The organism is Micavibrio sp. TMED2 (assembly GCA_002168225.1).
GTDB lineage: Bacteria > Pseudomonadota > Alphaproteobacteria > TMED2 > TMED2 > TMED2.
Genome location: NHBH01000008.1, coordinates 1 through 26,218, shown reverse-complemented (window position 1 = coordinate 26,218; position 26,218 = coordinate 1). Strand labels below are relative to the sequence as shown.

At 55.9% G+C, this 26,218-nt stretch carries 23 protein-coding genes; 12 read left to right on the top strand and 11 right to left on the bottom strand.

Going from position 1 to position 26,218, the window contains the following annotated elements; translation table 11 throughout:
- The first annotated feature begins 69 nt into the window (after positions 1 to 69).
- The gene (locus CBB62_11475) at positions 70 to 411 is read left to right on the top strand and encodes a hypothetical protein (protein OUT39940.1); all 342 of its coding nucleotides are present in this window, start codon (positions 70 to 72) and stop codon (positions 409 to 411) included.
- Positions 412 to 546: 135 nt separating this feature from the next.
- On the opposite strand, the gene CBB62_11470 is transcribed toward CBB62_11475, so the two are convergent.
- The 3 genes from CBB62_11470 to CBB62_11460 are packed head-to-tail and all read right to left on the bottom strand — an operon-like array spanning position 547 to position 2,492.
- Positions 547 to 780, bottom strand: coding sequence for a hypothetical protein (locus CBB62_11470; protein OUT39939.1), 234 nt, complete (start codon positions 778 to 780; stop codon positions 547 to 549).
- Positions 780 to 1,355, bottom strand: a complete 576-nt coding sequence (locus CBB62_11465; GenBank protein ID OUT39938.1) for a recombinase — start codon at positions 1,353 to 1,355, stop codon at positions 780 to 782. The genes CBB62_11470 and CBB62_11465 overlap by 1 nt, the downstream gene beginning before the upstream one ends.
- Before the next feature lie 60 nt (positions 1,356 to 1,415).
- Positions 1,416 to 2,492 (bottom strand): cell filamentation protein Fic, encoded by a 1,077-nt coding sequence (locus CBB62_11460; GenBank protein ID OUT39937.1) that lies wholly within the window; start codon positions 2,490 to 2,492, stop codon positions 1,416 to 1,418.
- Positions 2,493 to 2,732: 240 nt separating this feature from the next.
- Here CBB62_11460 and CBB62_11455 point away from each other — a divergent pair, with 240 nt between their 5' ends.
- Complete coding sequence (locus tag CBB62_11455) at positions 2,733 to 3,500, top strand: hypothetical protein (protein OUT39936.1); 768 nt, start codon at positions 2,733 to 2,735, stop codon at positions 3,498 to 3,500.
- Between the two features lie 475 nt (positions 3,501 to 3,975).
- Here CBB62_11455 and CBB62_11450 read toward each other — a convergent pair whose 3' ends face one another.
- Genes CBB62_11450 through CBB62_11435 form a run of 4 tightly spaced genes read right to left on the bottom strand, consistent with a single transcriptional unit; the run spans position 3,976 to position 6,260 of the window.
- A complete protein-coding gene (locus CBB62_11450) occupies positions 3,976 to 4,914 on the bottom strand; it encodes a DUF955 domain-containing protein (GenBank protein ID OUT39935.1) in 939 nt (312 codons plus the stop codon).
- A 10-nt stretch (positions 4,915 to 4,924) separates the two neighbouring features.
- Complete coding sequence (locus tag CBB62_11445; GenBank protein OUT39934.1) at positions 4,925 to 5,422, bottom strand: hypothetical protein; 498 nt, start codon at positions 5,420 to 5,422, stop codon at positions 4,925 to 4,927.
- Positions 5,419 to 6,054: a GNAT family N-acetyltransferase gene (locus tag CBB62_11440; protein ID OUT39933.1), complete on the bottom strand. Its 636-nt coding sequence runs from the start codon at positions 6,052 to 6,054 to the stop codon at positions 5,419 to 5,421. The genes CBB62_11445 and CBB62_11440 overlap by 4 nt, the downstream gene beginning before the upstream one ends.
- Positions 6,051 to 6,260, bottom strand: a complete 210-nt coding sequence (locus CBB62_11435; GenBank protein ID OUT39932.1) for a transcriptional regulator — start codon at positions 6,258 to 6,260, stop codon at positions 6,051 to 6,053. The genes CBB62_11440 and CBB62_11435 overlap by 4 nt, the downstream gene beginning before the upstream one ends.
- Positions 6,261 to 6,430: 170 nt before the next feature.
- Between CBB62_11435 and CBB62_11430 the strand changes: the two genes are divergently transcribed.
- The 6 genes from CBB62_11430 (at position 6,431) to CBB62_11405 (ending at position 14,393) form a co-directional block, all read left to right on the top strand.
- Positions 6,431 to 7,345 carry a hypothetical protein gene (locus CBB62_11430; GenBank protein ID OUT39978.1) on the top strand — a complete coding sequence of 305 codons (915 nt, stop codon included), beginning with the start codon at positions 6,431 to 6,433 and terminating at the stop codon, positions 7,343 to 7,345.
- The gene (locus CBB62_11425; protein ID OUT39931.1) at positions 7,342 to 8,847 is read left to right on the top strand and encodes a thiamine biosynthesis protein ThiF; all 1,506 of its coding nucleotides are present in this window, start codon (positions 7,342 to 7,344) and stop codon (positions 8,845 to 8,847) included. Before CBB62_11430 ends, CBB62_11425 begins: the two co-directional genes overlap by 4 nt.
- 532 nt (positions 8,848 to 9,379) lie before the next feature.
- A complete protein-coding gene (locus CBB62_11420) occupies positions 9,380 to 9,595 on the top strand; it encodes a hypothetical protein (GenBank protein ID OUT39930.1) in 216 nt (71 codons plus the stop codon).
- 63 nt (positions 9,596 to 9,658) lie between these two features.
- Positions 9,659 to 10,555, top strand: a complete 897-nt coding sequence (locus CBB62_11415; protein OUT39929.1) for a hypothetical protein — start codon at positions 9,659 to 9,661, stop codon at positions 10,553 to 10,555.
- 184 nt (positions 10,556 to 10,739) lie between these two features.
- Entirely contained in the window at positions 10,740 to 13,394 is a 2,655-nt protein-coding gene (locus CBB62_11410; GenBank protein OUT39928.1) for a hypothetical protein, read from the top strand.
- A gap of 36 nt (positions 13,395 to 13,430) precedes the next feature.
- Positions 13,431 to 14,393 (top strand): hypothetical protein, encoded by a 963-nt coding sequence (locus CBB62_11405; protein ID OUT39927.1) that lies wholly within the window; start codon positions 13,431 to 13,433, stop codon positions 14,391 to 14,393.
- A 60-nt stretch (positions 14,394 to 14,453) separates the two neighbouring features.
- On the opposite strand, the gene CBB62_11400 is transcribed toward CBB62_11405, so the two are convergent.
- On the bottom strand, positions 14,454 to 14,882 hold the full coding sequence (locus CBB62_11400; GenBank protein OUT39977.1) for a hypothetical protein: 429 nt from the start codon (positions 14,880 to 14,882) through the stop codon (positions 14,454 to 14,456).
- 59 nt (positions 14,883 to 14,941) lie between these two features.
- Complete coding sequence (locus CBB62_11395) at positions 14,942 to 15,634, bottom strand: chromosome partitioning protein ParA (protein OUT39926.1); 693 nt, start codon at positions 15,632 to 15,634, stop codon at positions 14,942 to 14,944.
- Positions 15,635 to 16,218: 584 nt separating this feature from the next.
- On the opposite strand from CBB62_11395, the gene CBB62_11390 reads away from it, so the two are divergent.
- Positions 16,219 to 17,298 (top strand): hypothetical protein, encoded by a 1,080-nt coding sequence (locus CBB62_11390; GenBank protein ID OUT39925.1) that lies wholly within the window; start codon positions 16,219 to 16,221, stop codon positions 17,296 to 17,298.
- A 319-nt stretch (positions 17,299 to 17,617) separates the two neighbouring features.
- Here the strand turns inward: CBB62_11390 and CBB62_11385 are convergent, their stop codons facing one another.
- A complete protein-coding gene (locus CBB62_11385; protein ID OUT39924.1) occupies positions 17,618 to 18,973 on the bottom strand; it encodes a toxin HipA in 1,356 nt (451 codons plus the stop codon).
- 2 nt (positions 18,974 to 18,975) lie between these two features.
- Positions 18,976 to 19,278 carry a hypothetical protein gene (locus tag CBB62_11380; GenBank protein OUT39923.1) on the bottom strand — a complete coding sequence of 101 codons (303 nt, stop codon included), beginning with the start codon at positions 19,276 to 19,278 and terminating at the stop codon, positions 18,976 to 18,978.
- A gap of 336 nt (positions 19,279 to 19,614) precedes the next feature.
- Here CBB62_11380 and CBB62_11375 point away from each other — a divergent pair, with 336 nt between their 5' ends.
- Genes CBB62_11375 through CBB62_11365 form a run of 3 tightly spaced genes read left to right on the top strand, consistent with a single transcriptional unit; the run spans position 19,615 to position 25,358 of the window.
- The gene (locus CBB62_11375; GenBank protein OUT39922.1) at positions 19,615 to 20,082 is read left to right on the top strand and encodes a hypothetical protein; all 468 of its coding nucleotides are present in this window, start codon (positions 19,615 to 19,617) and stop codon (positions 20,080 to 20,082) included.
- Positions 19,988 to 24,715, top strand: coding sequence for a hypothetical protein (locus CBB62_11370; GenBank protein ID OUT39921.1), 4,728 nt, complete (start codon positions 19,988 to 19,990; stop codon positions 24,713 to 24,715). Before CBB62_11375 ends, CBB62_11370 begins: the two co-directional genes overlap by 95 nt.
- On the top strand, positions 24,708 to 25,358 hold the full coding sequence (locus CBB62_11365) for a hypothetical protein (GenBank protein ID OUT39920.1): 651 nt from the start codon (positions 24,708 to 24,710) through the stop codon (positions 25,356 to 25,358). Before CBB62_11370 ends, CBB62_11365 begins: the two co-directional genes overlap by 8 nt.
- Positions 25,359 to 26,218 lie beyond the last annotated feature (860 nt).

Genomic DNA, 26,218 nt, shown 5'->3' with positions numbered 1-26,218 from the left:
CCATGTTTAAAGGATGCAGAACAAAATCTTGATAACTTATCTTATGGAAAGTGCTGAGGGAATTTGGTGATGGATTTTACAAAGGTGCTTGCCTTTGCCCTGTTGAGGCCGCTGTTCTGTTTTATCCAGAAGCCTATTGCGGTCGCTGAAGTCTATATCATCGATGGGGATACATTAAGAAGCAGATTTGGTATATTCGTATCAAAGGGGAGAATTATGGATATAAACAAAAAGAAGGTTACTTTTTTAGATGGGCGGGGTCGAGTGATCCGCACTGAAGGCGGCTGGGCTATCAGAGGGAACGCGAAACCTGAACCTGAAGCTACAGGGTTAGCGGAATTTGGTAATTATATGCGAAGCCACAGAGCCGGTGCTTACAGCGCATCGCAAAATGCCAAACCGCATAAATAAGATCGGCCTCAGTCGGTTTTGGGAACTGGTTGCATTCTTAGAAAGCCCCGCAGACGCGGGGCTTTCTCTTTTTGGGCGCTTGTCTGTCAATCATTATTGGGCCGGGACGTACTCTCCCGGCTCATGCCACGGCTGCTACCTCGCAGGGCTACGCCCAGACAGCGCGGCGTTCAGCAGCTGACGCAGCTTGGCCCGCACCGCCGCGATCTCGGTGACCGTGTACCGCTTCGCAGTGCCATTGGTCCCGATCCGCCCGAAGGTGACATCGACCGTGTATTGCCCGAATAGGTCTTCCGAGACGACGATACGATAGGCCCGCGCGAGGTTCGCTGTCGGCAATCGGGCTTCAAGGGAACAGGCGAACAGCATCACGGGTCTCCTGCAACCTGGCTGCGCCCGCCCGGCAGATGCCGGTAGAGCGTGGACGGCGCCACGCCAAGCCGCTTCGCAACCTGATGCACCGTGATCTCCGGATCGGCCAGCAAGGCCCGTGCATGTGCCAGATCCTCATTGGACAAGGCTGCCGGTCGTCCGCCCAGCCGTCCACGCGCGCGGGCCGATGCCAGACCGGCCATGGTGCGCTCCCGGATGATCGATCGTTCGAACTCGGCCAAGGCTGCAAAGATGTGAAAGACGAGACGTCCGCCGGAGGTGGTGGTGTCGATTGCCTCGGTGATCGAGCGGAATCCGATCCCCCTGCCCTCAAGCATCTCGACGGTCTCGATCAACTGTTTGATCGAGCGCGCCAGGCGGTCCAGCTTCCAGACCACCAGCGTGTCGCCATCGCGCATGTAGTCCAGCGCCGCCTGCAGCTGGGGCCGATCGCGCTGTGCACCGGAGGCCTTCTCCTCGAACACCTTCTCACAGCCAGTAGCGGTCAGCGCATCAAGCTGAAGCTCGGGCTTCTGGTCCTGGGTTGAGACACGGGCGTAACCGATCAGCATGACCCGCCCTCGGCTGCGGAATGGCATAGCCCAGCATTTATTGGTATATGATGTCGGTAATTATATGCCATTATGACGCTCGCTATGCTGTTCCAAGACTTTGCGCCACTTCGATCCCCTGCCCCTGCCAACCACTTCAAGTCGGCCGTCACGCTTGAGTTCGTCCAGAACGTTCTTGATCCAGATGCGACTGACCGAGGGACAGGCCGCCTGCAGCTCGGAGATACTGAAGTCACCGAGCATCCGGTCCACAGCCGCAACCACGATGTCGGCCTTGGTGCCCTGATCCGTGGTCAGTTCCCCGACCCGGCTCTCCATTTCCCGATAGGCGCCAAGCAGGATACCGAGCCAGTAGTCGATCCATGGCATCGGATCGTGGCCGTCCTCGTGCCAGCCCTGCGAAGCACGATAGAGCGTGTCGTAATAGCCTTCTTTGGTCGTCTCGATCAGGCGTTCGAGGCTGATGTATCGGGCGACGTCATAGCCTTGCTGGTACAGAGCGAGCGCGGACAGGAGCCGCGCCATTCGACCGTTGCCGTCCGTAAACGGGTGAATGCACAGGAAGTCCAGCACATAGAGCGGGACCAGGATCAGCGGATCATGCTCCCCCGACTTGAGTGCCGCGGCGAATTCCCGGTGCAGATCGGCCATGGCGGTCGGCGTCAGATGCGGTGCCGTAGGGTCGAAGCGGATGAACCGCGTTCCGTCCGGACGCACTTCCTCGATTTCATTCGGCGCGGCCTTCCAGGCGCCGCCCGGCTGAGTGCTGTACTTCATCAGATCGCGATGCAGCTGCAGCACGACGGCATCCGTGAACGGGATGTCCATTGCCGCACCATGGATGGTCGCCAGCACGTCGCGGTAACCGGCAATCTCTCCCTCGGATCGATCCTGGGGGGTGGTCTTCTCGGCCAGCAACGCTTTCAGCCGTTCCGGCGGCGCGGTGACGCCCTCGATGCGGTTCGAAGATTCCACGCTCTGGATGACGGCAACCTGCCGAAGGTTCTCGAGCTTTTCAGGTGCTTGCAGTCGATAGAGGTCTTGCCGCCCCTTGTGCTCCCCGATCGCGCGGATGGTCCGCACGAGATGCGGCGGCACGGACAGGTGGTTCAGGAAATCGGGTGAGAAAGATGGCATGAGCGGACCGAAGTGTCTCGAAACTTGATGCGATCTTAGCTTTTGGGGCGTTTTGTTTCAAGATATAGTTTTAGGACATATCTATAGATAGAGAAGCCCGCTTTAAGCGGGCTTCTCAAGGTATCCGAAAAACGGTCGTTTTTGCGAGGCAAGTATGTTGCCGGTGAGCACGAAGCCCACGGCGTAGAGCGCGCCCTCTCATTGCTCCAAGACCACGGCGTCCGAAGCTCTCTGTTTTACATGGGTGAGTATGTTGATACGCTCGATTTGGTTGAGCTGAATGTCGAGAGTAAAATCAAGGTCGCCGAAGCGCTTCGAGATAGCGCGCTCGATATTCATGTATCTGTCGACCCGACGCAAATTGGACACCATATCGACCCTGCGCTTGTTGAAGATCGTGCCCACCGGATTGCGCAGACAATCAAGGATGCCATCGGCAACAAAACTGTAGGCGTGAACTGCCTTATGTTTGATATGGAAGATGCCTCGCTCAACGACCCAACCATTGCCATTCACAACCAGCTTCAGGATGAAGGGTTTCCTGTTGCCCTAACGCTGCAAGCCTATCTTTACCGCACGAAGGGCGATCTTGCGGCGCAGATCGCGCGGGGGAGCCGGGTGCGACTGGTAAAAGGGGCGTTTGCTGCGGGTGCAGAACTTGCGTTTCAAAGCACCGAAGAAATCAAGGGTAACTCCCGAAAACTGATTGAGATGATGTTGTCACAAACGGCGAAGGAGGCCGGTTTCTACCCCATCATTGCAACCCATGATACGCGCCTTCATGACTTTGCGATCGCGCAAGCGCGGCGCAATGGCTGGGAGCCTGGATCATACGAATTTGAGATGCTGTTGGGTGTTCGTGAAGATGTAGCCAAGCGCGTTTCCGAAAAAGGGGAACGTGTGCGTTTGTATGTTCCATTTGGCCGAGACTGGTGGCCGCATGCCGCGCGTAGATTGGGCGAAAATCCAGCAAATGCTGCGCGCCTCGCCCGATTGCTGGCGAACTAAGCAGACCAGGAAAGCTGTCATTCGTATTCTGCGCAGCATCTGGAACTATGGGCTCCTTCCCGACCTTCGCTGCGCCGCCGGGCCAAGCGCCTGATCGCCCATGCGGCGGCGTCACTGTCGGCCCGTAGCGGACATCCGCTTGGCGGCGGATGCTGCGAAGCAGCTTCATGCAAGAATCTAGATGAGGACCGCCAGGAGCTCCATATTGCAAGAACGATCTATTGTCGGCGTGTGAGTAGTAGAGTTCGACCGCACGGCTCGTCTGCACTTTTCGGTTCGATCTCACCCGCGTGTACAAGCCGGATCTCCATCAGGGTTACCTGAACTGATGCAGGGGCATCTACCGCATAAGTTCAGGCGCGCAAGCAGAAGCTTGGGTCCGCTTTTCGCGGTGAGGTGCTGTCCTACTATCGAACGGTGGCATTGCTGATATCAAGATGACACCATATTGGTATCTGCAAGGTGACAGGAACCGCTAGAAGGTGCTGACTTGATGTAAGGCGGGCTGTGCCGCGTCATACACGCCAAGGGTAAGCGCCTCATAGCGATTAAAGAACGTCTCGAAGACAAAGCGATGGCGGTCGCCGTTATCGTCCTCCAAGATCAAGGCGCCTTGGCCAAGGGGCCCGCCTCGTTGTGCACCACAGTATGATTGGATCGCCGTGAATAAATCCGTCTCCGTGATGGCGCTAAATTGCTGGCCAAACGCTGGCGACCGAATGAAATGGCGAACGGCTTCTTTTGACTGGATATCGGATGGGCGACGCTCCGGATGTGGATGGCAGGACATCATGCCGACCAGTGGCGTATCTTGGCCCGCCGTTTCGACAAACCGGTAGAGAGTGGTGGAAAGGGTGTTCCCAAAATAACCTTTCATGCTGCGAATGGTATCAATGCAAAGGGCGGAATCCCGCGCCTCGATATCAAATCGGTCTCGAAGGAACAGCATACGTCCGGCTGCAAAGTTTGCTTCGGCTTCAATATGTTCATGACAATGCTGCGACAGGGTCGTGCTGTTATCGCCGAACATCATCCCGGCGTGCCATGGGAGGAGCGAATGACCGACCTCATGCGCTTCGTTCCACCGGTGCTTAAGGATCGGGAGGGCTGCATCGAGCAAGATGCGCTTCTGATCCGGTATGTAGAGGGCTTTGAGCGAAAGCGCTTCGATTGCCTCTTTGAGGAGAGAAGGGCGCTTGAAGACTTGGATGGTTGCAACGCGGATGCGGCTAATCGTTTGGCGCGCGATGCTCGGATCGTCAGCGGTGTAGAAGCCCACATCGAGTTTCAGGAGTTCGCGGACCTCCTCAAGTTTAAGTGGGGGCTCAGGGTTTCCGAGCCCCCGCAGGACGCGTTCGACCCGTTGATCGATGTCAGCTGCGGTTTTAGCAGAGAGAAAGCGATTACGGGCCAAAGGTTACTCCTTACGTGGGTTTCTCGCTCAGCACAGCCACATAGGCCTCAAGCGCAGCACGCTGCTCGTCACTGAGGGTGGCGATAGACTCTGATCTTGCCGCAAAGCGAACGCCCTCTTCGACTAGTCGCACGTCTTTCACCGGCGTCAGGCCAGCAATCTGCTCCAGGTTCTCCGAGGGCAGGTCGAAAAAGCCCGCGAGCATATAAACCGTCCGCGGCTCTGGCTTATGGTGCGGATCGGCCTCAGTTTCGATCAGATCGGCAAGTTCCACATCCGCATCCTCGGCGAGCTTCTCTATCGATAGGCTGCGGTCATAGCGAAGCAGTTGAACCAATCGGCCAAACGGCATCATTTGGTCGTCTTGGGCGGCGGCTACTAAGTCGTCGGCGGTGGATTGTTCACCGTCGAAGGTTGGGTCTAGGGCAAGGCGACCAGCTCCGATTTCGGCGTTGCCTTCCAGCTCCGCCATTCGGAGGCACCAGTCTTCTGAGATTGTCAGCATCATGATTTCCCTCCTTTCGTTATAAAGGCGTCCGCTTGTTCGGATGTCATCTCGAAGTAGCGGAGACGGTCATAGTGTTCGTCTTGACCGAGATCGGTCATGCCACAGGTGTTTGCATAGAAGTTATGTGCCTGTGGAAGTGAATGTAGGCCGATCCGGCCTTTGTATTCATAGTGGTGACTTAGCGCGATCGCGGCACGAATTAGCACACTGCCGACGCCGCGAAAGCGCGGTGGATTGTTCAGTTCAGGACGATTCCAAGGCGCGTTTTCCACGAAGTCAACGTAGACTAGCGGCTTTCCGGCCTGCCCATCGATCCGCGCCTGGTGGCGGTCCAAATCGACGATCATCATACCTTGAGTAAGGCCATCACAGGTGATGCAGAACGCAGGTGCGCCCAAGAACCCCTCGACAGCCTTGGTCTTGCGCCGCCAGTCCCAATGGCGACTTTGGGGCCATTGAGCACGTTCGACGCCAGCCCGCTTCAAGCGCTGCAATGCTTTGAAGAGCTCGGGAAGCCATTCGCCTTCCCAATCGGCAAGCTGCGCTTCTTCGATGCCGTGGCGAAGCTCAGCCACAACCGGCTGTTGCTTCTGAACGTCCAGCAAAACAATCGGGGTGACCTCGACGGTCATAGCATCATGACTTCCGATTTATCTTTGGTTTTGTCGTCCTCAAAAAACAGCTTGTCGCCGCGCTCCAGACGAGCATCAACCATTTGATACAAGCGTAGAGCCTGTCGAATTACGCCGATTTTGCTCAACTCTTTCTTGGCCGACAACGCTTCAAGAGCGCCCATCTCAGCCTCGTTGAGATTCAGGGTCATCGTGCGTTTGGTCATGTGTGTCTCATGTCTCAGATCTCCTTAGGTCCACAGTACATAGCCGATCTGAAGCCATGTGTCAATTACAATATAGCCTTAAATTGGCTATTGACTGGCTAAAAAATGGCTACTATATGATGAACATCACGCCGATGCAGGTCGGCGACATCACAAGAGGATCGAGAGCCATGACGGCAGAGACGTTGAATATTGAGGATATCACCCGCTGCGTGTCGGAGGGCCGTCGCCCGCGTGACGCAGGTCCCTATAGCATTCAGATCGGAGATGCCGAGCTGCAGTTTGGCAGCTATCGGTTGGACGATCCGGTGCCCACTGGCCGCCAGGTCTTGGAGGCAGTTGATGCGCGCCCAGCCGAAGAACATCTGGTTTTTCAGCTGTTTCGCAATGGCGATCTGAAAGAGCTCGCCTTGGATGACACCGTTGACCTACTCGACGCCGGAGTCGAGCGATTTATTGTGTTCAAGAGTGCAGCATCTTATCGGATTGAGCTGGACAGTCAGGTCAAGGAATGGGGCGCCTGCGTCATCAGTGGCTACGTCCTCAAGGTACTCGCTGGGGCCAACAAGCCCGGTTACGGCGTTTGGATGGAGGTCCGTGGGGCTGAAGACCGACCGATCGACGATCATGAGATGGTCCAACTCGATAGCAAAGGTCTGGAGCGGTTCTTCACCGGTGCCACCACGTCGACGGAAGGCGCTGAAGCCTCGGTCTTGCCGACACGGGATCGTCGCTACCTCAACGACCGTGGGCTCGCGTTCACTGAGCATCAAGAAGGTGCTCAGAACGCGGTCGTGATCCATGGCTACAGCTTACCGGCAGACAAGTATCAAGTTGGTCGAGCGGACATTCTGATTTTACTACCGAGGGGTTATCCCGACGCGGCACCGGATATGTTTTACGCGGTTCCCTGGCTGACCTTAGCGACTTCACAGCGTTACCCACGTCAGGCTGACCAACCCCTGCAATTTGAAGGCCAGCGATGGCAGCGATGGTCACGCCACAACAACACATGGCGGCCTGGCGTGGACGGTATTTGGACCATTCTCAAGCGGGTTGAAACCGCGCTGGAGATTGCGGCATGACCTTGATTGATGTCACCCTTCAGGAGCGCCATGCAACGGCGCTCCGATCCACCTTGCGTCCGGAAAACGGCGATGAGGCAGCGGCCTATGTGTTCTATGGCGTGTCTCACATTGCCATGGACCCTTGGGATCGTCGTGCTCGATGCCGCCTCACTAGCTACCGTGTCGAAGCGATCCCTGATCGCGACCTAATCTCGGCAAGTGGCAAACATGTGACGTGGTCCACCCGTTCATTCGTGGACGCGTGCCGACGCGCAAAGGAAGAGGGGCTGGTGGTGGGTATTGCCCATAGCCATCCGTCCGGTTTTCCGAGTTTCTCTCAACAGGATGATCGGAACGAAAGAGAGCTCATACGCCTGGCCCGCAATCGCAACGGTGATAAAGCCATGCTAGCCAGTCTCGTTCTGATCGGTGACTATGAGTTCATCGGGCGGGTGTGGTTCGACGAGACGGAACCTGTACCGGCGACCGGTCTGCAAACTGTTGGGCAGCGTTTCGAGATCCTCGACACAGTAGGTGGCTTCCAGTCTGACGTGTTCGCGCGGCAGGCCCTGGCCTTTGGCCCATCAATTAACGCGATCCTTCGGCGACTGAAGATCGGCATTGTGGGCTGCGGTGGTACTGGAAGCGCTGTTGCTATGCTTCTTGGCCGGTTGGGCGTTGGCCAAATCGCTTTGTTCGACGCAGACATCGTTGAAGCCACCAATCTGAATCGGCTTCATGGCGCTATGCGTGAAGACGCTGACGCTATGCGTGCAAAGGTCGAGGTTGTAGCTCGCGAGTTGACCCGCCTCGGCCTGGGCGTGCGACCGGTGGCCGTGCCGCATTGGGCGGATTCAGACGAAGCCCGAGATGCCTTACTATCATGTGACATCGTCTTCGGTTGCACGGATGACCATGCCGGGCGTCTCTTCTTGAACCGTTTCGCGTATTTCTACCTGCGGCCGGTGATTGATCTTGGTCTGGCGATCAGCCCAAGGATCGCTGGCGAAGCGGCCGGCTCGATGGTCGGCCGCGTGACCGTGCTGCGACCTGGGGCGGCGTGTCTGTTGTGCCGGAAAATCACTGATCCGCAGATTGCGGCGAGTGAAGAACTTCGGCGCGCTGCGCCAGAAGAGTTTGAGCGCCAAAAGCGCGAGGCTTATGTCCGAGGTGGCGACAACCCAGCACCAGCCGTAGTCACGTTTACGACCGAGACCGCGACCATGGCCGTCAACGAGATGTTGCAAGGCTTGATCGGGTTCCGGGGCGAAGAAGGATGGGTGGCACAACGTGGCCGTCGGTTTGATCTCGGAGTCGACCGGTTTCAGGGCGCCAAGCAAGACCCGCACTGCATCTTGTGCGTCGATGAAACCTATTGGGGGCGAGGCGACATCGTCCCGTTTATGGACCGCCGAATTAGATTGGTTTGGTCGTCCCTCTGTTACGCCATCAATCCGCCAGACTGCAGGATGCCGAGCGCACTTCTGGGTGAAAAAGGGAAACGTTCACTGGTGTGCTGATAGCCCGCCTCACAGCACCAGGGCTTCTTGAGAGCGATTATGTGCTGGACGTCGGTGTCTGCGCTTTGCGTATAATCGAGTTCAGTTGCACCGGCAGCGAACGACCGCTTTCCGCCCTTCAGAACGCAGCGCCCTTGAATGTCCAAGGGCTTTCATGCGTGTGCAGCGAATTACGGATTATTGCCCTTTTGGCTATTGATGAGCCCGTATCGAATGGCAGCCTCCAGTCATCACACAGAAGGGTTTGAGCCGACCGGGATATGCTAGGCTAGGAGACTTGAGATCACCGATCGGTCTCCTGACGCTGGCGCTGCGATGACTGCCGTGTTGCCTTTCTTAGACCCGCCGTTCGCCGCTTCTACGCCACTGTCCACTGTTTGTCCCACGGGAGTGGCCCAGGTCCAAGCTTAACTTGCCTCGTTCACAAGGTTGCCTTTTAGTGTCTGCGAGCCACGACCGTTAGTGGAATGCAAAGTGTCGGAGAATAGTCATGACCCAAGGGCAAGTCGTATTTGTATCGCGAAACGGAGGCATGATTGTCGTTCAACACGATGACGGCTTTGCGGGTGTTGAACTGCTTGGAAGTGAAGGCGAGTTTCAAGCAAGTCACGTTGTAAGCGGGGATTGGGATGCATTGGGTGGAGAACCAATCTTCAAGGATGGCGAAGAGCATGATGCTTTCTATCAGGGAAATTTGGGATCACTTGGGCAAGCCATCAAAATTGCTAGCAACACGGGCGGAGTCTAGCGGTCCATACCGGACATTGGCTCGATGTTCGAAATCCCTGATGAATTTGCACGGTAAGCCGAGATGAATAAAATTGCCCTGATCATGGTATTGATAGCCATTGGTGCCGTTTACTGGCTGAGTGCGAGCTATAACTGGCGGATTGGCGGGAGTACGGTGAAAACCGTGGATATGTCCTTTGATCAGCCCCTGATGGAAAGCCCCCGGTTTGAAAAACCGGTGCTGCGGCCTGAGCTGGCTGGCGACAGGGATTATCTCTATTCCCTGCCGATCGCAAAACTGAAGATATTCAGCAATCCCAACAATCGGGGCGGCTGCACCAACTCCCTCAAGATCACCCGCATCAATCTGGAAAATTCCGCCGGTGCTGAAGCGTCCTTCGATATCCCGCTGGCCTATATCAGGGATATCAACTACCGGTCCTCGTCGACGCGGAAAGACTATCGGGGAGACTACATTCCCTCGATCAGCGTGATGCTGCCAGATTTTCGGCCCGGCTGTATGCGGCAATACAGGGGCACCCGGTCAGTTGAAGACAGGATCATCGGAGACGAACCGCTTCGCTATTCAGGCGTCTATTTCAAGCTCTCACTGCCATTCAATGATGGTTTGCCGAGAACCATGGACCGGCTGACGCAACAGTATCGGGAGCGGTTCACAACAGCCTTGGGCGAAGTTATTCCGGGCCTTGCTGCCTATATTCCACCCCGTACCGAGCGTGAGCAGAGCAAATACGTTGAACCGGCACTGCTGCTCCCCATCGATCCTGAACTCAGCACGAGATACAGCTTCCGCTGCGATTACGATCCGGCAACCCTTGCCATTCGTGACTACAGTTGCCGGGGTACGGGTCTGATAGAGGGCAGACTGGAATATTCATTCACGATCAACGGATACATGCACGAATGGCCAACCGTCCTGTACGGCATCGAGAGGCTTATTGAACATTGGCAGAGGTAAGCTGGCGATCAGTACATGACGGCCAATATGCTTCGCCTGCTGCAATAATATCCGAAACTGACAATATCCGGCACATCCATGTATGCAGTGCTCCACAACATGCCAAATAATAAAAGCCGGGACTTTATTTCCATGTTAGCCTCAACCTGAATTCATATGCCCCATCTACCGAACGGGACATAACATGCCTTTATTTGATCCACTTCTTGCAGGTCAGAATTACAGCGTTGTTGAGGGCACCTATTCAGCAGATACGCTTGGCCCGTCAGGCGATACCGCCGTGTATCTCGGCAATGGCGGGCTCGACACCTTTATTGGAACAGCCGATGCCTTTGAGATCTTCTACATCAATGGCGATTATCAATCCGGCACGTCTATCACATCTCCCCTGAATACCTTCACCTACGTCACTGACATACTGTCCATTGATGTCAGGGAAAACGCCTCCGTAACCCTGACCGATACAAACATCACTGCGGATGCATATACCGTTTATTTTGATTTCATTCGCTGGGTCGAGATTGTCGGCGATGATCTGACCGTCAATATCACAACACCCGGCTTCGAGACTTATCTCGGCAACAGCACAGCTATTGTGACAGGCTCCCAAGGGGCCGATACCATTGCAGCATCAAGCCTGAGGACATCAGCACAAAGTCAGGGCGCGGCAACAATCTATGGTGGTGATGGTGAAGACAACATCAGCGGCAGCCATGGAGATGATCGTATATACGGCGGCCGTGGTGATGATTTTCTAACTGATTTCCGGGGTTCAAATCTGCTTGATGGCGGCGATGGCAATGACACCATTTTTTCCAGCAACAGTGATGTCGATTGGACCAATCATTCCACTGTCCTGGGTGGCGCAGGCGATGACAGCATCGCGGTGTATACCCCCAGCCCTGATAATTTCGGCATCAACACGTCCGTCTACGCAGGTGCCGGTTCGGATACGATATATGCGAATGAAAAGGGTGCATACCTTGATGGCGGGGATGGCATCGATTTTTTCATTTTGGATACATTCGATTCATACCCCTACACGGAAATCTTCCTGAACCGGCAACAGGGTGACGCATACATGACCGGTATCGAGGTTGTCCAATACAGCAGAAACGGCTCGGTTCTGATTGTCGGCAGTGGATTTGCCGAAACCCTGTCAGGCGGTGAAAGCGCGGATACCATCGGCCTCAGCGGTGGTGCCGACAGTCTGAATGCCGATGGAACAGATGAACAATCCAGTGGCGACTGGCTGACACTTGAGTATCTGGAAAATGGTGGTGCCAGCGCATATCTGGCTGATGGGATAGCCATTTACCAGTCAGAGGTATCGAGCCTCGAGAACTTCGAAAACCTTCGTGGCAGCCGGTTTGATGACATACTGGTTGGCAATACAGGTGCCAACCGCATTGAGGGCAGCAATGGCAATGACTACCTCGACGGCAATGCAGGTTCGGATACACTTGCCGGTGGTATGGGAGAAGACACATTTGCTGTTGGTGCCGGCGATGTCATTGAAGACTTTGATGCCTATGATCTTATAGAGCTGGCCAGCGGCCCCATAATCGGCATCACCACCGCCATTTCCGGTAACAACACCGTCCTTACCATCAATGGCACAGAGACTGTTACGCTGCTCAACGCTTCATACAGCGCAGAAGAGCTGGAGGTTTTGCCCGACAGCATCACGGTCAGACCGACACAGACCAATGATGACCTGCCTATCGCCTCAATCACGGAACAGATAATCGGAGATGACACGGCAACGCTGACCATCACGACAACGAGCACTACTCCTGGAATTGAGATGAGGGATATTGAAGCCTCGGTCTCTGGTTTTGAAGATATCCCGCTTGACCCGGAAGGTTCCGTCATGATGGACCTGCCGGTAAGCACTGCATTCAAAAGCTACAGCCCGGCCAACATGGTTGATCATGCCGAAGCAATAACCATGGTCAATCTTCTGCCCTGGCTTCAGGGGCTGAATGAAGACCAGATCGGCATGGTTCATGATGCACTGGAATTTTACGGGGCTGACAGTGCGTTTCACATATTGGTCCTGTCCACATCACCAACCCATTATTTTGGCACCACCCTTGTGGTCAACAGCCGGGTCTCCAGCCAGATATATGTCTATGACGGGCGAAACACCGATGTGTCACTTCAGGCCGAGGGGGCAACAGATGTCGTCATACTGGGCGAGACGATATTCCAGGGTGGCGCCGTGGCCGGTCGCGTATGGGGGGATGCCGATGCCCAATCCCTGATACTGGGTGCGGGTGCCGATACCGCACAGGCGGGCGATGGCAATGATCTGGTCTACGGCAATCTGGACAACGACGTCATATATGGCAATCAGGCCAATGATCAGGTGTTCGGTGGACAGGGTGATGATCGGCTCTATGGCGGACAGGACAGCGATGTGCTGTTCGGAAACCGGGACAATGATGTCATTTATGGCAACTTCGGCAATGACGTCATCTTCGGCAATTCCGGAGCCGATACCCTGTTTGGCGGGCAAGCGCAGGATACCCTTTTTGGTGGGCAGGGAGACGACCGCCTGCTTGGAAATCTCGGGGATGATGAGCTCGTGGGCAACCTCGGCAATGACATGCTGACAGGTAGTGCCGGGGCCGACAGGTTCAGTTTTTCCGGCCCCTCCGGGCAAGATATTGTCACTGACTATAATGCGGCGGAAGGGGATGCAGTTAGCGGGGGGCTGTATTCCAGACAGAGCGCATTTGCCATCATAGACGAGGGATTGCTGTTGTCGGCAGGCGATGGCAGCAGCCTGCTGCTTGTGGGCATAGCCAGCCTTGAACAGGTGGTATTCGCCTGAAGACAACCCTCATCTGGCCACATGGGTTCTGCATAAATGAAGATGAATATCACCAGCCGATTGCCGCGCAGGATGAATAAAACCCTCATTATCCGTGCGATCATTCTGACGAGCGTGCTCTGGCTCGGATATTCGAGCTGCAACTGGCGACTGACCGGTAAAACAGTTTTCACCGAGGACCGATCCTTTACCATGGAAGAAGCCATGGCCGACGGGTTCGAGCTACCGCCGATGCAACCTGAACTGATCGGTGACGAGGACTATCTGTATTCCCTGCCCCGGGCAAACCAGCCCTTTTATAATCAGCATCACGGAAGCGGTACCTGCACAAACTCACTCAGTGAAACACGTGTTACCCTGAAAGACAGCAGTGGACATACAGCAACATTCCGGATCCCGGATGCCTACCTTATCAACAGCAATTATCGCTCGATATGGACGAGATCAGAGTTCAAAGCCAACAAACTGCCCGAGATCAATTTCCTGTTGCCGGACTTTCGCCCCGGTTGCCTGAGAGACCGGTTGAAGAAGACACAACCAGCAGAACTTGATGTACCAACGCATGGCTCATACATCTTTTCCGGAGTCAGACTCGATCTCTCCTACTATTTTGCAAAAAACAGGCCCCATAACAGCCGCCGCCTCGGTTGCTTTCTGAACGGTCTTCACAAGTCAAAAGGAGAGCTTATCCCGGGGCTGCTGGCTTTCCTCCCGGACTTGGATAGCCCGGAAGCACAAAAAGGCTGGGCAAGAAGGCTCTTTGGAATTCTGTTGCCCATCGACCCCAAGTTACGGGAACGATATCATTTTTGCTGCCCGCGCAAACGTGGAACCAATGAGCTGGATACTTACGCATGCATTGGCCATAGCAACCTTGCACTGGATAAAGCAGGCAATCACATACGATATGAGGCATCAATTTTCGGCTACATGCCCGAATGGCAGAAGGTAATGGAACATTCCGAAACATTCATCCGTCACTGGCATGAAGGCGAATAACAGCTCGCATTCAATCCGGCGTCTGACAGGTGACGACGACTTCGGTTAAGAGGGGCTCATTCAACGATCCTGCATCTCCAGTGCGGCGACGGCGTGTTCGAAGGCTTCGCCGTAGACCCAGCCGTGTTTGTCGGCGAGGGCGATGAAGCGGTCGATGGTTTCTGCCGTGGCCTTGATGTTGAACTGCTGGTTGCGGCCGGTTGTGCGGCGGCGGGGCTGGCGCGGTGGGGCCGGTTGCGGTGTCGCAACTGCCTGGGCTGGTTCTGCCCCCTGCCCTTTCGCCGCCTCAGGCACGGCGAGCGATGCAGGCGCTGTTGCCGCCGGCTTTACCGGTTGGCGGCTGGCGAAGCTGGCGGCCTCGGCGGCGGCGCGAATGGCGTCGGCATCGAGCGGCGTGTTCAGCTCATCAGCCGTCTTGGGGGCAAAGCCGCTGAGGTTCAACGGCTGGTCGAGATCGTCACCCCCCTGCCCTTTCGTGTCCTCGGCCAGATCATCGGCAAAGGAGCTGACCCGTCGTCGTGCTGGCGGACCGCCGGATGATTTGTCCGTCATGCCGCCGCTCCCTTCTTCTTCGCCTTCTCACCCGCCTGCAGCCTTGTCACCACCTCGAGGGCAAAGGCACGGGCATTGGCGCGCGCCTTGTCAAGGCCGCTGACCTCCGACGGATCCAGCTGGTCGAGTGTCGCGGCAAAGCTGAACAGGGCGCGGAAGGCATCCCGCTCGAACAGGCAGGCGGTCATGACATCGACCTCACCGGCAATGAAATCATCCTCGATATGCTTAAGCGTCCGGGTGCGGATCGCCGGGCTGATCTTGGTCAGCATGATGGCATGGGGAATGCTGCGGCCAAGGCGGGTTTCCTCATTCCGGATCAGGCGCACGGCACGGCTTGCCTCGTCACTGTCGAGGGTGGAGCCCTGACACGGGATCACCACAAAATCCGACATGGAGATCGCATAGGCATTGGCGAGGTTGCGCGTGCCCTCGAGGTCAACCAGCACGAACGGCGTGGTCTGGGCTGCCGCCCTGATGTCATCGAGCAGGGCCACCTCGTCGTCATTCTCGACGATGGTAAGATTGGCGGCCTCCCCTCCCCGCTTCTGCCACTTGACCATGGGCCGGTTCGGATCGGCATCGATCAGCGTAACCTTGCTGCCCTTGGCAAGCTCGGTTGCCAGAACCAGTGCCGCCGTCGATTTTCCGGCGCCACCCTTCGGTTGAACAAATGAAATTACCGGCATGTTTCTCCTGCCTTCCCTTGTTGCCTGGGCGATACCGTTGAAGCCACCGGAGCCTTTGCCCCCTGCCCTGCCCGCCAGCAGACGGCGGCATCGCACGTGTCACTTACTGTCTCTCACCAGCTGCAGCTGCCCGAACCGATCACACCGATCTGCAAGAACAACCAACCGGATAGCCATTCCGGTTAACTGGTAGCTACCATATAGCTATCCGATAACCGGCATTTACGCAGCAAAGCCTGGCAGCATGCTGAAAAAGCGCCGAAAACAATGGCTATTTCAACACATTTCAAAGCCCGTCACCAGCCAATAGCTATCTAGTAGCTACTATATAGCTATCCAGTAGCATGTCGATAGCTACCTGATTGGTACCAACAAGCTATCCACAATGGGTATGGCCAGATGAGAGATGGAATCGGCAGCGCCGGAAACCGTTGCAAAAGGTGCAGAAACAGCGGGAAAGCCGGTGAGGGGGCCAACGACTCGTGATTCGGTACATCGGGAACGATTCGTGATGGCAATCGGGGCGGCAAGCTGGCATTATGAGGACGTTCCCGACATCACCGCAAGACGCAGACGGAGGCAGCATGACCGGCAAACAGGTTGATCTATTCCTCGACCAGCTGGTTGATGCCCCGATCAAGGACGAGCAGCGGTTGATGGAGTTCCCGTTCTTCTCGCTGCAGAAGCGACCGCGCGAGGAACAGTTCGTCTATGATGACGGGCGGGTCAAGATCGAGATCAATCCGGGTGCCAAGGGCATCGCCACGATCTGGGACAAGGATATCCTGATCTATCTCGCCTCGCTGCTGAACGAGCGGCTGGAAAGCGGGCAGCCGGTCAACCGCACGATCGCCTTTCCGGCCTATGACTTCCTGAAGGTTACCGGGCGCGGCACCGGCAAACGGGCCTATGAGCTGTTTCTCGACAGCCTGTTCCGGCTGCGCAGCACCACGATCACCACAACCATTGAATCAGGCGGGCACAAGGAGCGGCGCGGGTTCGGCTGGATCGAGACCTGGCGTGTGGTCGAGCGCACCAATGCCAATGGCGAGAAGGTGATGGCCGCGGTCGAGGTTACGCTGAATGACTGGATGTTCCGCTCGATCGTGCAGGACCGCCGGGTCCTGACCATCAACCGCGAATATTTCCGCCTGACACAGGGTCTGCAGCGCCGACTGTATGAGCTGGCCCGCAAGCATGTGGGCCGACAGCCGGAATGGTGGATCTCGCTCGACCGGCTATATGAGAAATGCGGCGTGCGCGACACCACCCGCAAGTTCAAATACCGGCTGTCCAAAATCATCGAAGGGCCGGGCATACCGGACTACAATATCGAGCTGCTGGAGAAGGGCACGGACCGGGTTCCGTTCAATGTGAAGCCCAATACGGTCATGGTCCGGTTCAGCAATCCGGCACCGGAAATAGGGCAGGGGACGCAGGAATTTCACGACTCGACTGTTCCCGTTGTACCGAATCAACCACTCAAGGCCTCAGGCGATGCCCGGCACGAAGCCCATCTGCGCTTCCCGGACTACAATATCGACTATCTGCATGAGCGCTGGCTGACCTGGAGCCGCAAGAAGAACCTCGAGGTAAGAGCGCCGGACAGGGCATTCCTGTCCTTCTGCGAAACCTATGTGCGCAAGAACCCGCTGCCGGACTAAGCACCATGCGGCAGGGCAACCAACAGGGCAGGGGGCTTACCAATAGCGTGCCGGCTTATCCACATACGCACAGGGCCGTTTCGGTACATCGGGAACAAATGCACGGTACAACGGGAACATTCCGTCGGTATATCAGGAACAAATCGCACGGTACAACGGGAACGCAAACATCGGTACAACGGGAACGGAATATTCCCTTACCTGCCTGAAAACACGAGTTTTTCCGGTGCCTTTAACTAACTGTAACAACCAATAATATTTATTAATCATATAACGGCAGCAGAAAGATGAATGATCTGGATTTTATATATTCTGAAATTCAGGGCTGAGCGAAGCCCGTCATGAGTGCATCCAGCCGGGTGCGCAGGGCCTTGGTGAGGCTGTCGCCGATGTGGTCCGGCACGGCGGTTGGTCCGTTGGTTTGCATGATCTCGCGGGTGCGGGTTAGGGCGTCGGGCAGGGTGTCGGCGATCTGTTCTGCGATGGCTCGTATCGCGGGCAGGGACAGGTCGCTGTCCCGACCGGTCTGGACCACATGTCGACCGGTTATTTCCTGTACCCGGTAATGCCGGTTCCGACCAAAGCTCATGGCCAGTTTCATGTCCTTTTTCTGCAGCTGCCCTGCCTGCAGGCTCGGCTCCACTGTCATGACGTCATAGAGCGGGGCGAGGCGGAAGCCGCCGCCGGGATAGAGCTTCAGGCTGAAATTCTTGCCATGACCATCGGTGGCGCCGATCAGCCAGAAAATGATCTGGGCGGTGAAGAACCGTTCTCGGTCGGTGACTGGATCGTCGCTTGCCTGCAGCAAGCGCATGATCTCGACAATGCCTGGTCCGCCGTCGCTCTGGTATTTCAGGGCAGGGGGGATGCCGAGGGCCTGACAGCAATCCTCCTGCGGCAGGCGAATCAGTCGTCCGTCCTCCAGCCACTGCCGGTCGAAGCGCTCGACCACCAGCGTGTCCACTTCACCGAACCGGGCCATCTCGGCATGGGCGACTGGCAGTCCGGCCTCTGCCAGCAGGCGCAGGCAGAAATACTCATTGGCGACGCTGTCACTGAGATCCATACCATTGGGCAGCTGGCCGATCGCGGGTTTCAGGATATGGGTGGTCGGTGTGGTGCCGTGCGGCTCCAGCCATTGCGGGCCATCGGGACCGTCAAGGCGGGTGAGGGCGGTTTTCTCCTGCGCGCCGGCAACCGAGATGCGGAAATCCCGGTCCCGGTCCATGCCGAGCGGCAGGGCACCGAGGGCGGACAGCATCGCCGCAATCTCTACCTCGCTCAGTTCCCGCCCGCTCAAGCCGGTCTCAGCCGTCATGCTGTCGTCGTCCAGCGCCTCTTCCGGCAGCAGTTGCAGCGCGCCGACGCAATCCCGCCCGATCCGTGCCAGCAGGCTGTAGGTATCCGTACCATCGGCTCCGACCCGCGCGGCCAGTCGTCGACGGATGCCGTCATGGTCGGGCAGCAGGTTGTCGAACATCGCCAGCACCTGGCTGCCACGCTGTGTCTCGTCCGTCAGAGGCAGGGACAGCGATATCGGCATGGCATGGGCCCATACCAGCCATTCAGGGGCATAGGAGAAGCTCACAGCGCCATCAGGGGCACGCTGTAGGGTGCCAACCCGGCGGTTGTTCATCAGCACGGCTAGCGGGGTATGGGTATGCCTGCGGGCCATGATCAGAAAATGTTCCCGATATCGCTGTCAGGGCTGTTCCGGCGGCGGGGCTGCAGGGTCATGTCGAGATCAAGGGCCGCCAGCACCCGCAGGATGGTGTCGAGCCGCCCGGCCATCTTGCCGCTCTCGAGTTCGGACAGGGTGGGTTGCCGGATCCCGGCCCGATCGGCGAGCGCCTGCTGGCTCATCCCGGCATCACGTCGCAACCGCCGTATCGCCGCCCCCAGCTGCCGCTGGTCACGGATCATCAGGGCAGGGGCATCACCGCTACCCGCCTTGCCGCCATCACGTCGCACCGCATTCATCAGCACTGTATCCAATCAGTTGATCTGCTCCGAGTATATCATACGGATTGCCGTATAATCAATATCTATACGGTATTTCGTATAATCTGTTTTTATACGGTTAAGCGATAATTCCTTGTTCTTTCCCTCGATAGACCGGTCTATCGAGGGAAAGAATCTGCACTGAAAACCATCCGAACGGTCCGGATCATATCGATCCTAAGTTCATGTTAGCTGTCATACGTATTATGGTGTATTCTCGACGTAACTTTAAGAAAATAAGTTTAAAGCGAGCTATGTTTTGTTTAAAACAAAACGCACGGTCCTTCGGACGATCTTCAAACGGAGTTTTCGATCATGACCGCCGATACCAAGGCATCAGACAGTCAAAACCAGCCAGCCAAGGACGCTAAGGCGTCTTCGGCTGGTCATGGTTCTGCTGCTGCCAAGGGCGGTCGTTCTGGTGCTGGCAGCGCTGCCAAAAATGGCAAGCGGCGGAACCAGAAGATGCTTGGTGTTGTCGTCACGCTGGACGAAGCTGCACGCATCGAGCAGCTTGCCCGCGAGCGCGGCAAGAGCGTGTCGGCCTATCTCAAGAAGCGCGGCCTTGGGGTGCGTCAGCGCAAGGAAACGCCACTTGAAAAGCTTCAGGATTGTTGCGTGGCACTGAACAAGTTGGGTGTCAGTGTCCACAACATCGGCACGCTGTTGCGAGAGCGTGGGCAGGGCCATGAAGACTTTGAAACGCTGTTCGAGGAGATCCGTGAGCAGCTTGACAAGCTGGCTCGGCAGGCATGGCAGTTGGAGGGCAAAGATGATTCCTAATGCGCTCCAACGTAAGTCGATCAAGGCCGTCGCTCAGTACATTCTCTATGACAAGGGAGTGTTCAAAACGCAGGACCGTGTTGACTGGACCCACACCATGAATATGGCGACCAGCGACCCTGATACCGCGTGGCGCATGATGGCCAGAACCGTCAAGCTGCAAGACTATATCAAGGCGGAAAACGGGGTGCGTGTCGGGGGGCGGAAAACCGAATACCCAGCATACCACCTTATGCTTATGTGGCATCCATCAGAAGCGCCGACAAAGGCAGAAATGATCCAGGCCGCGAGGGAGGCAATCGGGCAGATCGGGATGGGTGATCATCAGGTCTTGATGGTGGCTCACAAGGACGAGCCACAGGCCCATGTGCATCTGCTGATCAACTCAATCCACCCTGTAACCGGGCTTAAAGCCAAGGTGTCGTTCGACCGGCTCAAATTGCAGGATTGGGCAACCCTCTATGAATATGAGCATGGGGTGCATTGCTGGGCGCGCATCGAGAATGCGGCGAAGCGAGAAGGGGGTGCTTATATCCGTCACCAGCGCAAGGACAGTGCCAACCCGGTAGCCCGTGAGCGGCGGGCGGCAGAGCAAGCACGCGCGGCGGCAAAGCGGATCAAAGATCCGCATTATCTGTTGCGGGTGCTGACCCAGGAGAAGGCAAGTTTCACGCCGTTCGAGGCAAAGAGCCTGATCGAGCGATACAACAATGCGATCCCAGCCAATCAGCAGTATGAGCGTTCGCAACTTGATAAGGCGGTTCTCGAACTAGTGTCTTCCCGCTTCAGCGTTCAGCTAGGAGACGGTTCCTATACGCCGAATGAGTTGCTGGCGATCGAGGCCAAATATATCGAGCGCGCGGTAGAGCTGAACCGGGACCGTGACGGCTTCCGTGTGTCGACTGAAACGGCAGACAGCATCATCAAGAAAGCGCGCCTGTCAGAGCATCAGGCGGATGCGTTCAAGGACATTCTGAACGGCGGGCGATTTGTTATGCTTGAGGGCATTGCCGGCGCGGGCAAGAGCCGGTTGCTGTCAGGTGTGCGGGAGGCATTCGATCAGGAGGGTTATGAGGTTGTCGGGCTTGGCCCGATGCATTCGGTTGTGAATGACTTGAAGTCTCTCGGGTTCGAGGGCGCGCGGACGGTTCATTCGGCATTAGCCCAACAGGCAGGGCCAATCCGGGAAACCGAAACGTGGAACAGCAAGACGGTTGTTTTGCTGGAAGAGGCGGCGATGCTGGGCACGCGCCGTCTGGAAGAGCTGCAACGTGTTGCCGATAAGGCCGGTGCCAAGCTGATCATGGTTGGGGATGACGGGCAGTTCCCGCCAGTGAAGCAGACCCATGGCTTGTGGCGGCGGGTTGCGGAGCAGGTTGAGCCTGCCCGGCTCAATGATGTGGTGCGCCAGTCAGATCCACAGGATCAGGCGATCACGCGGGCCTTGTCTGACCGGCAATACAATACCGCGCTCAGAACGATGTACGAGCGTGACCAGTTGCGTGCGGTCAAGGGCAGCGGTGTCAGCGTCTTCGATGAAGTGCTTGGCCGTGAAGTCTATCTGGACAACCGGATTGTGGCAGCGGTGCAGGATCATCATGCGCACCGCAAGGCTGATGGTGCAGGTCCGGAGTTCTATAAACGTAATATACTGGTCGGGCTGGGCGGTGAAACCGTCTGGCGGATGAACATGGCGGTGCAGGCACGCCGCCATGAGGACGGTGAGCTGGGCCATGCCGTTACGCTCAAGACCGATATGGTCTATGGCGAGGACATGACCGAAGTGCTGCCGCCAGGGCTGCCGGAATATGACACGGTTGAGCAGAAGCGGGTGGAGCTGAAGCTTTATGAAGGTGATCGTATCCGGTTCGGGCACCATGACCGTGAGCGAGGTATTTTCAAAGGCGATATGGGCTTTGTCCGGAGTGCGCGCGATGTGGCCAATATCATCATTCGCACTGATGATGGCCGGGACGTGGTTATCAACGGCAATGATACGCCGACATTGCGGCTGGGTTATGCGCTATCAGATATTCAGACTCAGGGTGTCTCCGTCGATACCAGCCGTGCCGTGGTAACGCAGCAATGGCGTGGCTATGCCGCTTATGTCGCTGCCAGCCGGCACACGGCTCCAAAGGGCGTGACGTTCTATGCGACAAAGCGCGGCGACGGCATGATGCTGTCAGAGCAGCTTGCGATTGAAGAGCATGAAGGCACGGCGCTGGATCGTCTGAAACAGGCAGAAGATCTTACCCGGTTCCGCAATGAATACCCGCGTATTGAAACAACCCCATTTAAGCAGGAGTTGCGCGAGTTCGCGGCGCTTGCCCGTGATGAATTGCTCAACAGGCAGGGTACTTTCTCACGCGCCGAGCTGAAGCGTACCGTTAGTAACGCCGTCTACAGCGCAGAATGGGATGCAGCGGCACGTCCGCATAGTGCCGTACTGGATGATCTTGCCCGTGAGATCGAGAAACAGCCGGGCATGCTCATGACCGATGCCGGGCGGCTTACCAATCATGATCAGCTCAAGACCGAGCACGAGATCATGACCATGGCACAGGCCATGAACCAGAATAGCCGGCATCAGATTGTTCTGACGCCAGAAGAGGAACGGTGGCTTCGTGCGGGCTTAAATCCCGAGCAGTATGCTGTGATCCGTGGGTTGGCGCGTGATGGTGCAATCTCTTTTGTCGAAGGCCCTGCCGGTACTGGTAAGGGTAAGGTGATCAGCGTTGGGCAAAAAATGTATCGTAACTCGGGTTATGACGTTCGGGGCTTGGCGCCGACTTCTGCCGTTGCCGGGGATATGTCCGAGAACGGGATTGATGCCCGTACTATTCATTCGGCATTTAAACAGCAAGAGCGTGGGCACCGAAAGGGTGCGTGGACCGCAAATACTGTCTTGTTCATCGATGAGGCGTCAATGATAGGCGCGCGGGAAATGAAGCGTCTTATGGCCCATGTAAAGGCATCGGGTGCCAAGGCGATCTTCATGTTCGACCGCAAACAGCTTGATCCAGTCGGCAGCCCGGCTGGTATGGCCGGGTATATGGCCGATACCTTCGGAGTTCATAGGCTGACGGCGATCCAGCGCCAGAAGGCTGGTTGGATGCGCGACGCATCAAAGGATCTTGGGCAGGGTAATGTTGAGCGTGCGATTGATGCTTATGGTGAGCATCGGGCGATCAAGTTTGCGAAGGATGCCGGAGCGGCAGAAACCAAGCTGGTTGAGCGCTATATGCAGCTTACCAAGCCTGATGTGAAGCTGGAGCCAGTCAAGCGGGCGGAACAGCAGGAACAGGCGATGCGTGATATTACCACCATGTCGTTCCGCCATAAGGTGCTTGAGCGATTGAATACCCGTATCCGTGAGGCACGCATCGAGCGTGGTGATCTTGACCGTGGCCAGCAGTTTGAAACCGCGCATGGCATCATCAACGCCAATGTCGGAGATCGGATCATCTTCGGCAAAAACGATAACACCCGCGGTTTGCGAAATAACGACAAGGCTCTGATCACCGGCATTGAAGGCACCACGATTACTGCAATGCTGGATCGGGACCGCTCAACTGTCAGCTTTGACACGGCGCATTATCAGGAATGGAAGCTTGGCTACGCCTCGACCATTCATGCGGCCCAGGGGCATACGTCGAAACATGCGCTGGTCATGCATTCGGATCATATGCAATCGGAAGCGGCCTATGTGGCGATGACCCGACACACCGATACGATGCAGATGTTTGTTGACCGGTCGCAGACGCCAAGCCGCAAGGCGCTGGTCAAGCAGCTGTCGGCCAGCCGGAACAAGCCGAGCGCTCTGGCACAGTTCTCCGAACAGAACCGCCGCAAGCTTGGCTATGGTCTGATTGCTGAGGCCGAGAAAGTGGTGACGCCGGACGAAATCAGGTTCGAGCAGGGCCAGATTGATGCAGCGCTTGAGCAGCGGCTTGATCAATTCGAGCGTGAATGCACGGCTGAACAGGACAAGATTGAGGATACTGCGCGAAAAACCCGGATTGATCTTCTCGACCGTCACCGTGAGCACTGTATGCAGGCGTATGGCGCACGGAACCAGCATGAGCTGATCGAAGCCTTTCAGGTAAAGCAGGAGGCCCGCCGCGCTGGTCTCGCAGAAGCGGCGGCCGAGGGAGACAGCCTGAAGGTCGATAATATCCGCAGTGGCATCGAGCGTGCCGAAGAACGCTTCAAAGAAAACCAGCAGTCTTTGAGCGAAGATGAAGACTTGTTGGATCAGGAGCTGCGACAGGTATCAGAACTGGCACAACTGGATAAGGAGCGTGAAGATCGCAATGCCGAACGCAGCCGGATTGCCGCCATCATCGAAGCACAGCACCACTATGTTGATTTGTATGGTCGTGCGGCACCAATTGTTGACTGTAAAGATATGAGCCGGGACGAGCGTATTGAGGCCCGAGAGGCCATGCAAGAGGCATATGCCAGCAAACCTAATGACTGGTACTCAAGTCTCGAGCAGATAAGGCAAGTTCACAACTCTCAGGATGAGAAATTGAACCTTGCTCAAGGATTAAACAGCAGCAGTACAAATACAGAAGAACGCGCTGTGCATGTAAAGGGCCCGAGAAGGGGGATCAGTATAGATTTTGATTGAGGCTGCTTGGCTCAAAAAATACACTTACAGTTACATAGAAGCCGCCTCTCGAATTAAGGAGATGAGTATGGGCGCAGATAAATATAAAACCGGTTTGGAGGCCCAGCCGTCGGCAGTGCTTATCGCTCATTTTGATAGGCTCGGCGATAAAACAGATATGTTGCAGCAAGAGTTGGAGCTGCTTCGTGCCAGCCATAATGAGACGCAAGAGCGGTTGCGCTTTGTGATTGCCCGGTTGGATACTTTACTTGGTCGCGACAAACCTGATCGCAACGAGCAGGACAACCAGGCAGATTATGAGTTCTTTCTCAGGAGTATCATCCACGAGGCAATCAGTAGCGGCGTGGGTGAGGCAATGCTCGGGTTGGATTATGATGGCAAACTTGAAAGTCTGATTGCGCGGCTGACCGAGGAAATTGATATGAAAAATATGGAGCTCGAAGCCAAGAACGAGGAAGTGCTCATGGCCAGTCAAGCAGTACTGGTCAAGGCTGAAGACATGAAGATCAACGCATGGTGGTCAATCATTCCGTTCACTTTTATCTGTCTCATGGTGTTCCTGACTGGGGCCTCGCTCATCTGGTTTAACAATGGCGAGCTGGCAACCAAATGGCAGCAGATAATAGCGATATTAGCCGAGTAGTCTCCGGCTCTCCCTGTCTTATGCTTAATTGTCTTATACAAGTGCCTATTCACAGAGATGAACCTGCGCCCGCACAGGTTACATAATGATCATTATATAAGATGGAGGGGCACATGCAGACACTGAAAATTACTACGGTCGGAGTGTCGGCTGGTCTCCCCTGAGGCTTGACCAAATCAGGAATTATCTGGTCGCTTGCGAAAGCTCATGCGCTGTTCACGCATCTGTTCTGCAACCTTGATAATCGGTTGGTAGCCATCTGTCAGCTCGACCGGGCCTTTAACAACCCAGCCACCGCTGGTTTTGAGAACAAAGCGACCAGTATCTTTCTCTTTGTTTCCTGCGCTCATCAGCAATTCCTTTGCATCCGATTATACCAGTCGCAGCATCTAGCGAATATTAAAAGTTGTGTTGATATGCTTTTCCAGCATATCGATCCCGCATTGCCTGCATTCACTGATCAATTCGTTGACGGGGCGAGGTTTGCCAATGGCATTGGTGGGCTGACCCTCACAGTTTGAGCGCCTTGTTTTGCTCGTCCTGTTTGAAGGCGGTGTTACATCGCATATGCATCATCATTCGGTCTTGTCTGGTTATGAATATCGGAACATTCGGTTACTTTTAATTTGTTGTACACATTCTGTTAAGTAAGCCAAAAAATGTTGAGCGCCAATATGGTTTACCATTTGATAACCGTTAAGCCTTTGTAAATACGGGATGCTGCATAATAGCGTAGTGTTAACCTGTCCTGATTATTGGTGCAGATACTTTACCGATCATTAAGATGTCATGATTCGGGCCTTGATTTACCGGTGTTTTGGGCGGATTATAAGGCTGCCCGGGTTGCTGGAGAAACCAGA